The sequence below is a fragment of the Pseudomonas sp. GL-R-19 genome, assembly GCF_019956375.1.
Classification (GTDB): domain Bacteria; phylum Pseudomonadota; class Gammaproteobacteria; order Pseudomonadales; family Pseudomonadaceae; genus Aquipseudomonas.
In genome coordinates this window covers 1-15232 of the sequence record NZ_JAHBDJ010000007.1, presented here as the reverse complement: position 1 = coordinate 15232, position 15232 = coordinate 1, and the positions used below count along the sequence as shown (strand labels likewise).

Annotated in this window: 12 protein-coding genes; 6 read left to right on the top strand and 6 right to left on the bottom strand. The window is 54.4% G+C overall.

Going from position 1 to position 15232, the window contains the following annotated elements:
- Positions 1–10: 10 nt before the first annotated feature.
- The 6 genes from KGA83_RS04065 to KGA83_RS04040 all read right to left on the bottom strand — a co-directional run bounded on the left by KGA83_RS04065 (position 11) and on the right by KGA83_RS04040 (position 7028).
- Complete coding sequence (locus KGA83_RS04065) at positions 11–1288, bottom strand: cystathionine gamma-synthase family protein (protein WP_108219384.1); 1278 nt, start codon at positions 1286–1288, stop codon at positions 11–13.
- Between the two features lie 394 nt (positions 1289–1682).
- On the bottom strand, positions 1683–2621 hold the full coding sequence (locus KGA83_RS04060; protein ID WP_223528571.1) for a carbohydrate kinase family protein: 939 nt from the start codon (positions 2619–2621) through the stop codon (positions 1683–1685).
- Between the two features lie 69 nt (positions 2622–2690).
- Positions 2691–3350 (bottom strand): nucleoside triphosphate hydrolase, encoded by a 660-nt coding sequence (locus KGA83_RS04055; RefSeq protein WP_218433830.1) that lies wholly within the window; start codon positions 3348–3350, stop codon positions 2691–2693.
- A 126-nt stretch (positions 3351–3476) separates the two neighbouring features.
- Entirely contained in the window at positions 3477–4403 is a 927-nt protein-coding gene (locus tag KGA83_RS04050) for an ABC transporter substrate-binding protein (protein WP_223528568.1), read from the bottom strand.
- Between the two features lie 46 nt (positions 4404–4449).
- Entirely contained in the window at positions 4450–5472 is a 1023-nt protein-coding gene (locus tag KGA83_RS04045; RefSeq protein ID WP_108219388.1) for an ABC transporter permease subunit, read from the bottom strand.
- Positions 5469–7028 carry a sugar ABC transporter ATP-binding protein gene (locus tag KGA83_RS04040; protein ID WP_223528565.1) on the bottom strand — a complete coding sequence of 520 codons (1560 nt, stop codon included), beginning with the start codon at positions 7026–7028 and terminating at the stop codon, positions 5469–5471. The genes KGA83_RS04045 and KGA83_RS04040 overlap by 4 nt, the downstream gene beginning before the upstream one ends.
- Before the next feature lie 459 nt (positions 7029–7487).
- Between KGA83_RS04040 and KGA83_RS04035 the strand changes: the two genes are divergently transcribed.
- The 6 genes from KGA83_RS04035 to KGA83_RS04010 all read left to right on the top strand — a co-directional run.
- Entirely contained in the window at positions 7488–8492 is a 1005-nt protein-coding gene (locus KGA83_RS04035; protein WP_108219390.1) for a LacI family DNA-binding transcriptional regulator, read from the top strand.
- Between the two features lie 299 nt (positions 8493–8791).
- Positions 8792–10456, top strand: coding sequence for a glucose-6-phosphate isomerase (gene pgi / locus KGA83_RS04030; RefSeq protein WP_108219391.1), 1665 nt, complete (start codon positions 8792–8794; stop codon positions 10454–10456).
- A 276-nt stretch (positions 10457–10732) separates the two neighbouring features.
- Positions 10733–11959: a maltoporin gene (locus KGA83_RS04025; RefSeq protein ID WP_108219392.1), complete on the top strand. Its 1227-nt coding sequence runs from the start codon at positions 10733–10735 to the stop codon at positions 11957–11959.
- Positions 11960–12453: 494 nt separating this feature from the next.
- Positions 12454–13854 carry a GABA permease gene (gene gabP, locus KGA83_RS04020; RefSeq protein ID WP_108219393.1) on the top strand — a complete coding sequence of 467 codons (1401 nt, stop codon included), beginning with the start codon at positions 12454–12456 and terminating at the stop codon, positions 13852–13854.
- A gap of 112 nt (positions 13855–13966) precedes the next feature.
- Positions 13967–15082: a GlxA family transcriptional regulator gene (locus tag KGA83_RS04015; RefSeq protein WP_108219394.1), complete on the top strand. Its 1116-nt coding sequence runs from the start codon at positions 13967–13969 to the stop codon at positions 15080–15082.
- Between the two features lie 72 nt (positions 15083–15154).
- Positions 15155–15232 (top strand): hypothetical protein (locus KGA83_RS04010; RefSeq protein ID WP_223441004.1); only part of this gene is annotated, 78 nt, incomplete at its 3' end.

Genomic DNA, 15232 nt, shown 5'->3' with positions numbered 1-15232 from the left:
CGCTAACGCTTCAATTTGCAACTTCGGTGCAACTTTCATTGATTGAAAGCTGCGTATTTGATTGCGCGGGTTCGTTGCCCGCGCCCCTGACAAAAGCGAACGCCTGTTTCAGGTCGTCGAGCAGATCGTCGGTGTCTTCAATGCCGACAGAGATCCGCACCAGCCCCTCTGAAATACCCAGGGCCAGGCGTTCCTCCAGCGTGTTCTCGACATGGCTGGTGGTGCGGGCCGGACCGTAGATGGTTTCCACCGCACCGAGATTGCCCGCGCAGTGGGCGAATCGCAGTCGTGGCAAGAGCACCTTGACCGTGTCCATGCCGCCGGCCACGACAAAGCTGACGATGGCACCGAAGCCGGACATTTGCGCGCATGCGACGGCATGATTCGGATGGCCGGGCAAACCGGGATAATTGACCGACTCCACCAAGGGTTCGACGCAGAGGTACTCGGCCAGTGCACGGGCACTGCGTTGCTGCTGACGCATGCGCAGCACCAATGTTTTCATGCCGCGAATGATCATGTAGGCGGAGAACGGGTCGAGCGTCGCTCCGTTGATTTCCCGGTAATGACGCACCTTGGCCATCAGTGATTCACTACCGCACACCAGGCCGCCAAGCACGTCGCCGTGGCCGCTGAGAAACTTGGTGGCACTGTGAATGACCACGTCCACACCCAGCGCCAGCGGGTTCTGATTCAATGGCGTGGCGAAGGTGTTATCCGCCACCACAATGGCACCGACACGCTTGGCCGCAGCCACCAGACGCTCGATATCGAGTATTTTCAGCGTCGGGTTGGTTGGTGTTTCCAGATACACCAATTGGCAACCTTTGGCGATTTCGCGTTCGATTTCTTCGTGATCGAACGTCTCGCACAACGTCACGTTCACACCGGTGCGTGGCAGGAACTCTTCGAATATCTTGTTGGTGCCGCCATAGCTGTCCCTGGTCGAGACCACTCGATCGCCGTGGGCCAGGAAGGTGTAAAGCACGCTGCTGATCGCCGCCATCCCGCTGCTGAAAGCCACGGCTGATTCGGCCAGTTCCAACTCGCGAATCTTTGCCTCGAGGGTCTCGACTGTCGGGTTGCTCATGCGGCTGTAAATAAAACCAGGCGTCTTGCCCAACGCAACGTCGTACCAGACATCGATGTCGTCATAACCATAGGCGGCACTGACCACGATGGGTGTTTGAGTGGCGTTGTAGGGATGCCTGACCTGCTCCCCGCCCCACACGGCACGGGTTCCCGCACCTGCATTAACAAACCCTGCGTTGTCTGGTTTTTTATTCATAAAGACTACTCGCACTGAGGGTGGCGAATGTTGAGTCACTCACCGGATCTGGCGGCCAATATAGTGAAAAGCAGCGCCGCCGAGAAACGATGTTATCGGTGCCAAAGGGCCGCTTTTTTTAATGGCTGTGATTGCGTGGAGCCAGGTCGATTGCAACCTTTCACCACAAGGCGCAGTGCGGCAGCTGGAGCGAAACGATCTCGTTCACCGCCTGCTTGAGTTGAGCGCCATCGAAATTCGATACACCGATGACGTGAGTTTTTCCTTGATCGCGCGCGACTGCCAAAACCCCGGCATCAACGGCGAGTGCAAAGTTTTCCCGTGTTGATATCCGGCACGGAGGCGGCGCGATCAGGCTAGAGTGCAGTGCCGACGAAACAATCCTGACCAGATATCAATGCAACTGATGCCGAAAAGGTAAGTCCGGCCCGTTTTTACCGCAGGTCAGGGCCGCGGCGCTGACGGCAAAGTCGAGCATTGCGTCGATCTGTTCACGGCTCAAGCGTTGCAAGCCCTCCACCGAATCCAGTTGCTGCTCAGTCAGCCAAGCAATCAATGCCGCCTGGAAGGTGTCGCCGGCGCCTACGGTATCGACCATCACCACGGCTCGGGCCGGCACCGACCAAGTGCCATGACGGCGGCTGAAAACTGTCGCGCCCTGACCGCCACGGGTGAGGAATACCAGTTGGCAGCGGTGCTCCAGCCAGCCCTCGATCACGCTCTGCGGATCACGCTCGGGGTAGAGTAGGTTCAGGTCTTCGTCACTGACCTTGATCAGATCGGCATGTTCGACCAGAGCGCCGATACGTTCGCGCCACAATTCGATATTCGGCTCTGGGTTGAGTCGCACGTTGGGGTCGAGGCTGATCAGGCGTTTGCCACTTTCCCGGCGGACCAGAGCCAATAGGGTATCGGCAATCGGCTGCACCACCAACGAGAACGAGCCGATATGCAGCCCTCGCACCTCAGCGCCCAACTCAGGCAAATGCCCCGGCAACAGCTGACGATCAGCGCAGCCTTCGCCGCGAAAGCTGTAATGCGGCGAGCCATCGGCACCAACGGCGACCATGGCAAGGGTGGTCGGTGCGTCGAAGTCCTGAAGGAAATCCAAACCCACGCCCTCGTCCTGCAATACTTGCTGTAAACGCCGGCCCAGGTAGTCGGTGGACAACCCGGCAAACAGCGCCGCGTCGATACCCAGGCGCCGCAGCCCGACGGCGACGTTGAATGGTGAACCGCCGGTAATGGCCTTGTAGTTTATTTTTGAAGCTTGAGCTCCGGGGTCGTTTTCACTAAAAAAATCGAACAGCGCTTCGCCACATACCAGATACATAGTCGTTTGCTCTTTAATGGTTCGCTACAGGTTGTTGATAGGCAGCCACGCTGGCTGCGACACTCTCGCTCAAGGAGAAGAAGCAGGTTCTTCATCTGTGATCGTGAAGTCAGCTCTACTGCTGGCCGAAATCACAAATTCGGCATTCGGAAGGTCGTTGCAATGAACTTTTTCATAGGCAGTAGACTCATCGAACCCAAATGATCGCCATCGATCAAGCAGTCGCGTCTCCAGGGTTTTACGGTCAACCTGCAGCATAATGGTGGTGTCAAAACAGTCCCTTAAGGACGACCATGGGGCAAGATTCAATAGAAGGTAGTTTCCTTCTACGATGAGATATTTCACGTCAGAGGAAACCAATCGTCCTGCGGCACGGGATATCTCCAGGTTACGATCGAATACTGGAACGGCAACCGTTGGTTCGTTGTTCGCACGAAGCCGCAGCAGCAGACTCCTGAAGCCACCCACATCGAATGTATCGGGGGAGCCCTTACGGTCTAAAAGGTTCAAGGATCCAAGAACCGCGTCATCGTAATGAAAGCCATCCCCGGGGATGACCGCTGCACTCCCCGGCTTGATACTATTAAGGGCCTCTACCAAGGCCTCCGAGACGGTGGACTTACCGGCACCAGGTGGCCCCGCTAGCGCAACGACAATTCGATTACCAGGCAGAGCCTTGACGTAGTCAAGTAGCTCTATGCTTACTATTGTGTTTGCGTTGGAAAACATGCCAGGGCCATCGAAAGATTATTAAATTCAGGCTGTTCGGCTACTGCGAGCACCTCGCAGCAGCCATTACCCGCATTCCAGATGTGGCTGGATATGCCTATGCCCTCTGACTGAACCGCCTATTAGTCATTGGCCAGCTTGCCAACCTTTGTATTCCATAACATTGGTTCGGGTTACAAGTGAGGGTTGAAGCAGTACCGTTGTGCTCTCCAGGGATTTGCCATTCAGCAGGTCGTTACCCATCGTTACGGCCTGTTGTGCCTGGCCCCAAGGGGACTGAGAGGCAGAAGCCTGGATCTGTGTATCGCTTTTGAGTGCTGTTTCTATATCGGGAGCCCCATCCACCGATGCGATAATGATGCCTTTGCGCTTGAGTTGTTTTGCTGCCAGGTCTGCACCTATGGCTTGGGGATCATTGATAGCGAACACCGCGTCGATTTTTGCAAAGCGAGTCAGGTCGCCTTGCATCACGCTGTAGCCACCTTCGCGCGAGCCTTTGGCATCCTGATTATCGGACAGTACCTTGATATCGGGGGCCTGTGCGAAAACACTCTTACAACCATTGACGCGATCCAGGACTGCTGAAGTCTGCGTACCATTCTGGATAATAACGTTACCCTTGCCACCCAGCTGCTCGGCAATGTACTGACAGACTATCTTGCCGGCTTCAACGTTATCTGTCTGTACCGTGGCGTTGGCACCCTGCACCATGACATCAACCCCCACAACCACTATGCCGGCCTTTCTGGCTTTGGCAATCGCAGGTGCAATCGCTACAGGGTCGACGGCATTGACAAGAATCAGGTTTACGCCCGACGAAATGAAGTTATCGATCTGGGTGAACTGCTTGTTTAGATCGTAGTCGGCCGAGACTGAGGTGAACTTTGCGGCGGGGTTGATCTGCAATGCCTGCGCTTTGGCGCCATTTACCATCGCTACGAAATACGGATTTCCCAGCGAGCCAACGGTTATCCCGACGGATTTCAACTCTTGCGCTTGAGCGGTATTAAATGCCAGGAGTGCACAAGCAGCGGCCAATATTGTTTTTTTCATGAGCACAGTCTCTTATTGTTGGAGTATTAGAGGAGTTTTATAGCGTTCAGGTTCGTGCGCCGGTCTGCCGAAAACGATCGAGTGCTACCGCCCCGATGATGACGACACCCTTGATGATGTATTGCCAGATATCCGAAACGCCCAGCAATATCAGACCGTTGGAAAGTGTCGCGATGATCAGGGCGCCAATCAGCGTACCGACGATGGTGCCGACGCCGCCGGTGAAACGTGTGCCACCCAGGATGACGGCGGCGATAGCGTCGAGTTCATAGGACTGGCCCATTTGCAGACCGTTGGCCGCCATCAAACGAGCGGAAGTCATGATGGCCCCCACACCTGCCAGCAAACCGGATATGGCGTAAACGAAGAGCAGGACTTTCCAGACCTTGATTCCCGATAACCGCGCGGCCTCAGGATTGCCACCCACTGCGTAAATCTGTACGCCTAAAACCGTCCGACGAAGAATGAGCCACGAAAGAGTCACCACTACCAGCGCGATGACAACCAGCCATGGCACCCCGAACAACGTATCGTTGCCAATGAAGGCAAATGACAAGTCGGGGTTGAACACCGTTTTGTCTTCGCCGATGAGGCGTGCGATCCCACGCATCGCCGTCAATCCGCCCAGTGTGACGATAAACGCAGGCAGCTTGCCAAAAGCGACCAATACGCCATTGACGAGCCCGAGCAACAGGCCGATTCCAAGCCCCGCAGGGATGGCCAGAGAGGACAATCCGGGAACTTGCGATATCAACAGCGCCACTACCGCGGAAACAGCCAGGATCGAACCCACGGAAAGGTCGATGCCCCCGGTCAAAATCACGAAAGTCAGGCCGGATGCCAATACCACATTGATAGAGGCTTGTTGGCTGATGATCGAGAAGTTCTGCGCCGAGAAGAAGTTGTCGCTCATCAGGCTGAAGCCCACACACAGGAGCAACAATACGGGGAGCATGCCCGCTACCCTCATCAGTTGGCGCATTTTTTCCTGTGCGCCAGGTCCGGCAATGTTCCGCGCATTGGGTGTGATGAAGTCACTTGCTGCTTTGCGTTGCAGTGGGGAAGTCATTGAACTAAGTCTCCGTTGGCTAGAGTCAAGCTGTCGCTGCCTGTGGCAAACGCGATAATGGTTTCGGGTGTGATATCAACACCGCTGCGGCCACCGAGTTCGGCGACAAGTTTCCCTTCACACATGACCAATACACGGTCAGCGATTCCAACAATCTCTGGCAGTTCACTTGAAATCATCACGACACAAACGCCGGAGGCGGCCAATGCATTGATTATTTTATATATCTCTGTTTTGGCTCCAATATCGACACCCGAGGTGGGTTCGTCCAGAAACAGCACTTTGGGCTTCATCTCAAGCAGACGAGCCAGCAAAACCTTTTGTTGGTTGCCTCCAGACAGCGCGCCGACATTGATCTCTGGAGATGCTTTGATATTGAGTGCCTGAATGGCTTGTTCGGTGCGTCCGGTTCCAGCCGTCCGGTCCACAAAACCCGTCAGTGAAGCATCATTTCCCAATACACAAACATTGATATTGTCGTGGACACTCATATCGAGAAAGAGGCCCAAGGCTTTACGGTCTTCTGTCAGATAGGCGATACCTGCATTGCCTGCATCGCGAGGGGAGCGTATGGCTACAACTTCGCCGTCCAGTTCAATGTGTCCGCCCGAGTATGCATCGACACCTGCAATTAATCGGGCAAGTTCTGTTCTCCCTGAGCCCACCAGCCCTGCAATTCCGAGAATTTCGCCGGCATACAGATCGAAACTGCAATCTCGAATTTTTAAACCATCAGTAAGGTGGCGGACACGTAGTACCGGTTGCTCGTAAGAACACGTAGCACGCTCATGGGCATAGAAACCGGAAACATCGCGACCCACCATCATCCGGACCAGGGTTTCAGCCGATAGCGTGCCACGGTCCAGCGAACCCACGTAACGACCGTCCCGGAGCACCGAAACGAAATCGGACAGGGCGTATATTTCAGCCATTCGATGGCTGATATAGATGATTGCGACACCGTCATCACGTAACTGGCGAATCAACGCAAATAGACTCTCCGTCTCTTTTGAAGACAGCGGCGTTGTAGGCTCATCCATCACCAGGATTCGCGTATCGGCATGAATTGCACGGGCGATTTCAACAAGTTGTTGGTCGGCGATCGACAATGTACCGACCAGCGCGTGTGGATCAAATGTGACGCCAAGTCGCTTTAGTACAACCTGCGCGCCTTCGGTCATTGCCTTGTGGTTTACAACCCCACATCGACGAATTTCTCTACCCAGGTAGATGTTCTCGACCACGCTCATATTCGCGCACAAGCTGAGCTCTTGATAGATAACTGAAATGCCATGGCACTTCGCATCGTTCAGGCCATAGTTTCGAATATCACATCCATCGATTCGGATAGTGCCACTGTCGGCTATATAGGCTCCCGACAGGATTTTCATCAGAGTGGATTTTCCGGCGCCGTTTTCGCCCATTAGCGCGTGGATTTGTCCGGGAAAAATACTAAGGTCGATGTCATGCAACACGCGTACGCCATTGAATGACTTGGAGATGGAACGCATTTCCAATAGAGCAGGAGGAGGACTTTCAGATCCAGTACTGAGCATAGCGGTTGACTCCTTATCTGCCGATTTGAGAAGCAGTGAAACCTCTCATCGGTGTTCTTGTTCGACAAACATAGTGCAAAGGAAAGCGCTTGCGCAAGCGCTTTCCTTTGCTCGGGAGGGAAATTGAAAGACTTAGGAAAGCGCTTGCGCAAGCGCTTTCGTGTCGGCTATGCTTTTTTCGACAGCGTCCCTGCGTCCCGTTAACGGTCCGCTACGTGGTCGTAAAAATAATAAAAAAGGAGTGCCCGGCTATGCTGCATAGCGGATTCCATCGTCTCGCCTCACCCGCTATCGGTGCGCAGCGCACCTCGCTGGGTCTTCCTCGATATTGCGCGCCTGTCCTTGCACCGATTCCTGGAGCTTGCGACACATTTTCTCGTCGTGAGCTTTACAATGGCTTACTGCCGGGCATGGTCCCGGCGCTATCCATGAATTCACGTGAGAAAGGAGTGGTACACAGTGGGCGCAAAGATGAGTGATGTCGCGCGGGCCGCAAACGTATCAATGTCTACGGTATCCCATGTACTCAACGGTACTCGCAAAGTACATCCGGACACCGTTCGTAGCGTGAATCAGGCTGTAGAGTCCGTGGGCTATATTCGAAACTCGCTCGCTCGGTCTCTGGCACGCTCCTCTTCAGGTGCTATAGGGGTAGCGATTGCTACTCTGTCGAACTATTACTTCAGTGAAACAGTACGTGCCATCGAAGCGGCCTGTGCGAAAAGCGGCTTGATGATGATTCTGGTCAATACGCAAAAAGATCCTGAACAAGAGCTTAAAGCGATCAAAGCGCTGCATGAAAGACGGGTTGACGGCATTGTACTGGCCTCGGAATATGATCCAGAAAATAGAGTATTTAATTACTTAAAGGCCAACAAAATACCCACGGTTCTCATCGACCGACTTCTGTCGACGTCTTTCGATCAGGTGGGGGTAGAGAATAAGCAATCCTCTCAAGAGTTGATTGCACACTTGATTAAACTTGGACATCGGCGTATCGGGATGGTCTCCGGACGATTGACCCAGTCATCTTCTCTTGAACGAATTGACGGTTACCGTGCGGCCTTGGCTGACGCAGGCATTGCCTACGATGAGCAATTGGTTTGCTGTGGTGAATCGGCGATTGCGCCGGCCATGGAAGCGACTCGCCGTTTATTGGCGCTGGAGCAGCCGCCGACCGCCATCATGACTGCCAACAACCTGATGACCATTGGTGCTATGCAGGCCCTGCGTGCAGCAGGGCTTGAAGTGCCGAAGGACATCGCGCTGGTCGGCTTTGACGATTTCGATTGGGCGGATGCTTTTAGCCCCCGACTGACCGTTATGGCGCAACCTCTCGAGGAACTTGGAGCACAGGCGGTGAAGCTTCTATTGAAGCGTATCAAGCAACCGGAAGGACGACGCCAGACGCTTCGATTGAAACCCTCTTTAATTCAGCGAGACTCTTGCGGCTTTCCCAAATAATAGTACTCAGGCATTTATCCTGATGATCTGGCGGTTGCGGACGTGAATTATTGCAATTGTTTTTCCAAGTCCAGCCGCCTGAGTAACTTTTAAACTGAACGATCAGTAGCTCGTTTTTATTTGTCGTGCATGTTTGCATGGGCGCGCCGATCTGGTGGACGCAGTCCGATAAAGGGTAGTCACTAAAACTGTAGCGCGTATCGCTGCTGGGTACTTGTGCGTTCGCGAAAGCAAAAAACCTCCACATTAGAATCGTTGGTTCAGACGGCGCAGGCCGTATTGGCAAAGAGGGACTGGGCATGAATAACTACAACAAAACGAGTGATGTGACGGCGTTGCCGGCATGGCGCAAGTTGCTCGAACACCGTGAGAGCATGGACAACTTCAGTATGCGCGATGCCTTTCGAGATGACAGTAAACGCTTTCAAGACTTTTCCTTGGCGGGCTGCGGGCTGTTTCTGGATTACTCCAAAAACCTGATCACTCACGAGACGCGTTCATTGCTTGTAAACCTTGCTCGCGAGGCTGGCGTGGAACAGGCCGCGCATGCCATGTTCAGTGGAGAAAAAATCAACTGTTCCGAGGGGCGTCCTGTGCTGCATACCGCACTGCGGCGACCAGTGGGGGAACCCTTGATGGTCGATGGCCGCAACTTGATGCGCGATGTGCATGGTGCTCTGGCGCAGATGACTGACGTTGTGAGTCGTATCCATAGTCATCTTTGGCGTGGTTACAACGATAAGGTCATCACTGATGTCGTAAACATTGGTATTGGTGGCTCATTTCTGGGCCCGGAGCTTGTCTCTGAAGCACTCGCGCCTTTCGCTCGGCATGGGGTGCGGTGCCATTACCTGGCTAACATCGACGGCAATGAGTTCCGAGAGGTTACTGCCGATCTGAACGTAGAAACAACGCTGTTCATCATCTCCAGCAAAACCTTCGGTACCCTTGAAACGTTGAAGAACGCGCAAGCTTGTAGAAGCTGGTACCTGGCCAAGGGCGGGACGGAAGAGAAGCTATATCGCCACTTCATTGCGGTGACGAGTAATCGTCAAGCCGCGCTGGATTTCGGCATCCGTGAAGCAAACATTTTTCCTATGTGGGACTGGGTCGGTGGCCGTTACTCACTATGGTCGGCAATTGGCCTGCCGATTGCTCTGGCCATTGGCATCGCCAACTTTAAGGAACTGCTGTCCGGCGCGTACGCTATGGATCAACATTTTCTGAATGAACCATTGGAACAGAACCTTCCCGTTCTTTTAGCGGTACTTGGCGTTTGGTATCACAACTTTTGGGGTGCGCAAAGCTATGCGTTCTTGCCCTACGACCATAATCTGCGCAACTTCGTGAAACATCTGCAGCAAATGGACATGGAGTCCAATGGCAAAAGTGTTCGTCATGACGGCACGTCAGTTTCCTACACCACTGGCCCGGTAATCTGGGGTGGCGTGGGATGTAACGGACAGCACGCTTACCACCAGTTGTTGCATCAAGGGACGCCTCTAATTCCAGCTGACTTCATTGTGCCTGTGGTCAGCCACAACCCAGTGGCTGACCATCAGGAATGGCTGTACGCCAATTGCTTGTCTCAAAGCCAAGCGCTGATGCGAGGCAAAAACCGCGCTGAAGCTGAGGCAGAGCTAAAAGCCAAAGGCCTTTCATCCAGTGAGATCGAACGACTGGCGCCGCATAAGGTGATCCCCGGCAACCGGCCAAGCAATACCGTTGCTCTTGAGATCATCAATCCACATAGCCTTGGGGCGCTGATCGCCCTTTATGAACACAAGGTCTTTGTCCAGGGTGTCATTTGGGGAGTCAATTCGTTTGATCAATGGGGCGTGGAGCTGGGCAAGGAGTTAGGCAACAGCGTCTACAACCTTCTGACTCGCTATGACGCGGAACCGGCAGATGATTCCTCGACGCAAGGCCTTATAGATTTCTTCCGAGGACGTCATCGTGGTTAAGGTAGTTTGGGCTTCCAAGTGCGTGGCCTGAAAATACATTCCAAAGGCTAAAACTTAAGGAGGGCTAACTCACTCATTGGTTAAGTAATCGCTTGCTTACCCTCGTCACTCCGCCTGGCACTGCATGGATTTTTCTCATGCTTTGGCTCAGGCGATACGGTGCGTTCTCTATTCGATTTAACTTATTTCCCGTTCGGGAACTTGTGTGTGGAGCTAGCGTGCTAGCTCGCGTTATTGACCTTGTCCAATAAATATAAAAAACAAAAGGTGTCATGAATGAACGTTAAAACTCTCAGCGCAGTTCTGGGTGCGTCTCTTGCTGCCGGTTTTCTGCCCATTGATGCGTATTCAACAGAGTTCAGTGGTTACTACAGAACCGGGGTAGGAAATTCGACTCAAGGAGGGACACAGTCGTGTTTTCAGCTACCGGGCGCGCAGTCCAAATATCGCCTTGGCAACGAATGTGAGCAGTATATGGAGCTGGATTTGCGCCAGGATCTGCTTTCACTGGACGACGGCTCAATGCTTAGCGTTGAAGGCATGGCACAGTTTAACAACGAGTATGGCCATAGCCCCAAATTTGACGGAGAGCACGGCTATACGCGGATGAGTCAGCTCTACGCAGAGTGGAGCAAGTTGCCGGCATTGAATGGCGGTTCTTTCTGGGCGGGCCGTCGTTACTACAACCGAAACGACATCAATATTTCCGACTACTTCTACTGGAACCAAAGCTCAACGGGCTTTGGGTTCGACCAGGTCGCATTGGGGGATCTGAAATACAGCTACGTGCTGTCACGCAAGGACAACGTCTTCCAAAAGGATTTTGTTACCCGGCATGATGTGACCGTCAGCGGATTCAACACAAATCCCGGTGGCGAAGTTCAGCTGGGCGTCAGTTATCTGGACAAGCCGAGCCGTGAGGATGCTCATCAGGGCTGGTCGGTGGTTGCCCAGCACAAGCAGGTCGCGTTTCTGGGCGGAGTCAACAAGTTCGCTGTTCAATACGGCCGAGGGCCGGGCACCGCATTGGGCTATACCGGTGATACCACGCTGGATGAGAGCAACAAGAGCTGGCGGCTCGTGGAGTTTTTCGATTGGCAATTGACTCATGCTTTCAGTGGTCAAGTTGAACTGGTCTATCAAAAAGACACTCGCCCTGGAGGGGATGATCAGAACTGGTTATCCATTGGTGTTCGGCCAATTTATGCGTTCACGGATCAGTTCAAGCTGATCACCGAGGTTGGGCGCGACCAGGTTGAAGCCGCAGACGGTACCCGAAAACTCACTAAGTACACTATCGCGCCGACTTGGTCACCGAACGGCCCGGGATTCTGGGACAGGCCGGAATTTCGTCTGTATTACACCTACGCTACCTGGAACAAGGCTGCGCAACGCGCCGCCAGCTTGCAATCTCCGGGATCGGCTCTGTCTGATACCGGTGCGTTTGGTACAGACTTGCAAGGCTCCAACGTAGGGGTTCAGATCGAGTATTGGTGGAAATAAACGCCCTTGTTGACGCCGATGCCGAATTGAACCACGTGCCGACGCAAGACCGACCCACCTCTAAATCAGCTCAATTCCAGCACAGGCAACGGTTTGTGAGGAATCAGACTGGGTCGGTGACATCTCGGCAACTGGGTATATTCGGCATCGGCGCCAACACCAGGATCGACGCTACTTTATTAAAGGAACTCTCAACGAACCGGAGATGATTGCCTTTGGCCACTTAGTGACTGACTGGTTTTAACCGTGAACACAATGTATTCGTGTGTCGATATCAGACACGGAGGTGGCGTGATCAGGTAATTGAATAATCGGACAAGCCGGGTAAGGTGGCGCATCTTTTTATCGAGATAACCACATCGCGATGATGGGTTTGATAAGAACTGCAGCGTTTGAAGGGTGCCTCCTTCAGGAAGCCCGGCAGGCAACAATGATGATGATCTGTTGCCCCTATCAATTCGCTTAAATGTCGATCAGTAGAGAAAAAAAAAACAATGATTAGCCCGAACTCCAAGGATTCGAGTGGCCAATTGGCGCAGGGCTTCAAGCCTCGTCACGTCACCATGCTGTCAATCGCCGGTATCATCGGCGCCGGTTTGTTCGTTGGCTCAGGACATGCCATTGCAGCGGCTGGCCCAGCGGTCCTCCTGGCCTATCTATTCTCAGGCTTGCTCGTCGTTCTGGTCATGCGCATGCTCGGTGAAATGGCGGTGGCCAACCCGGACACCGGCTCGTTCTCCACCTATGCCGACCAGGCAATAGGTCGTTGGGCAGGCTTCACCATCGGTTGGCTGTACTGGTGGTTCTGGGTGCTGGTGATCCCTATTGAAGCACTGGCCGCCGGCCATGTGTTGAACCAGTGGTTTCCCCAGATCGATGCCTGGCTGTTCGCCCTGGTGTCGATCATTGCGTTGGTGATCACCAATCTGTTCAGTGTCTCCAAGTACGGCGAATTCGAATTCTGGTTCGCCATGGCCAAGGTGGTGGCGATCATCGGTTTCATCGGCGTGGGTTTTGCCGTGCTGATGGGTTGGGTGCCCGATCGGGAAGTCAGCGGATTGAGCGGACTGATGGCCGAACACGGCGGGTTCGCCCCCAACGGCCTGTCGGCGGTAGTCGGCGCCTTCATCACCATCATGTTCAGCTTCATCGGCACCGAGGCAGTCACCATCGCCGCCGCCGAATCCGACAACCCGTCGCAGAACATTGCCAAGGCCACGCGTTCGGTGATTTGGCGCATCGGCGTGTTCTACCTGTTGTCGATTTTCGTGGTCATCTCCGTGGTGCCCTGGAACGATCCGCTGTTGGCCTCGGTAGGTTCTTATCAGCGGGCCCTGGAAATCATGAACATTCCCCACGCCAAGTTCATGGTGGACGTAGTAGTACTGATCGCCGTGGCCAGCTGCATGAACTCCTCGATCTACATTGCCTCGCGCATGCTGTACTCGCTGGGCCGTCGTGGCGATGCGCCGAAGGCGCTGAAGGCGACCTCCTCCGAGGGCGTGCCGCGGGCAGCAGTCATCGCCAGCACCGTGCTGGGCGCAGCGATCACCGTGTGGAGCTACTTCATGCCCGCCGGGCTGTTTGACTTCCTGCTGGCCAGCTCCGGTGCGATTGCCTTGCTGGTGTACCTGGCCATTGCGGTGTCGCAGCTGCGTATGCGCCGGATGCTGCGTCGGCAGAATGTCGAACTGGCCTTTCGCATGTGGCTGTTCCCTTGGCTCACATGGCTGGTGATCGCGTTCATTTGCGCAGCGTTGGCGGTCATGATGATCACCCCGGAACACCGTAGCGAAGTGAGCTCGACCATTGGGCTGGCGCTGGCGATTTCCTTTATCGGTCTGGTGACATCGCGTCAGCCTGCGCGGGATGCAAGGGCGACGTCGGTGGGATAAACCCAGGGAGGTAATTGCGCCGAACCTGATACCCCCCGCGCGCCAAGGCTGGGGGTATTACAAGCTCCTGTGTCTCAGTCCGTAATCGCTCTTTGTGAGGGCATGACCCCCGATGTCATCGAAATCCACCGTGTCCGACAGTACCCCTACAAAATCAGTTGGTTTTCTGCTACTGGACAAGTTCACGTTGATTTCCCTGGCGTCAGCCGTAGAGCCCCTGCGCATGGCCAATCAGTTGTCGGGACAACAGCTGTATCGCTGGCATACGTTCAGCCCCGGTGGTGAGCCTGTCTGGGCCAGTGATGGCGTGCCGATCACCCCGGATGCTTCGTGGAGCAATCCATTGGTGGTGGACACTGTAATCGTGTGCGGCGGTGTTGGAATCCAGAGCGTGATTACCCGCGAGCACATTACCTGGCTGCAAGCCCTGGCGCGTCAATCCAGACGGCTGGGAGGCGTGTGCACGGGCAGTTGGGCACTGGCCAAAGCCGGGCTGCTCGACGGTTATGAGTGCAGTGTGCACTGGGAGTTTCTGGCCGCCATGCAGGAAGCTTTTCCGCGAGTCAGCGTCAGTTCGAGTCTGTTCACCCTCGACCGAAACCGCTTCACAAGCTCCGGCGGAACGGCCCCTATGGACATGATGTTGCACCTGATCGGTCGCGATCATGGTCGTGAGTTATCGGCTGCCATCTCTGAGATGTTTGTCTACGAGCGCATCCGCAACGAACAGGACCATCAGCGCGTTCCGCTCAAGCACGTGTTGGGAACTCACCAGCCCAAGCTGCAGGAGATCGTTGCGTTGATGGAGGCCAACCTCGAGGAACCGCTCGACCTGGATAACCTTGCGCAATACGTTGATCTGTCACGTCGACAGCTAGAGCGGCTATTTCAGAAATACCTTCACTGTACGCCGTCACGCTACTACATGAGGTTACGTCTTGTTCGAGCGCGACAACTGCTCAAGCAAACATCATTGTCGATCATTGAGTTGGCGTATGTATGCGGTTTCGTGTCCACACCCCACTTTTCCAAATGCTATCGCGAGTACTTTGGTGTTCCACCCAGCGACGAGCGTTCCGGCTCTGAAATGAGTCGCAAACCGGCAACGCTCGCGACTACGCCGCAGTCATCGACCAGACCGCTGACAGCGCTCGACCAGGCTCGAAACGAATCGACTTTTGCCAGTGTTCGAATGATTGATCGTTCCGATTTGGCGCAATCGTGCTGATCGGCCGTCCTTGCCACCCCATTCATCCGTAGTGCCTGGGTTTACTCAACAAGATCACGCAGGAGATTTGACGTGCACATTGGTGTTCCTCTCGAAACCCAGACCGGTGAAACACGGGTTGCTGCAACCCCGGAAACCATCAAGAAGCTG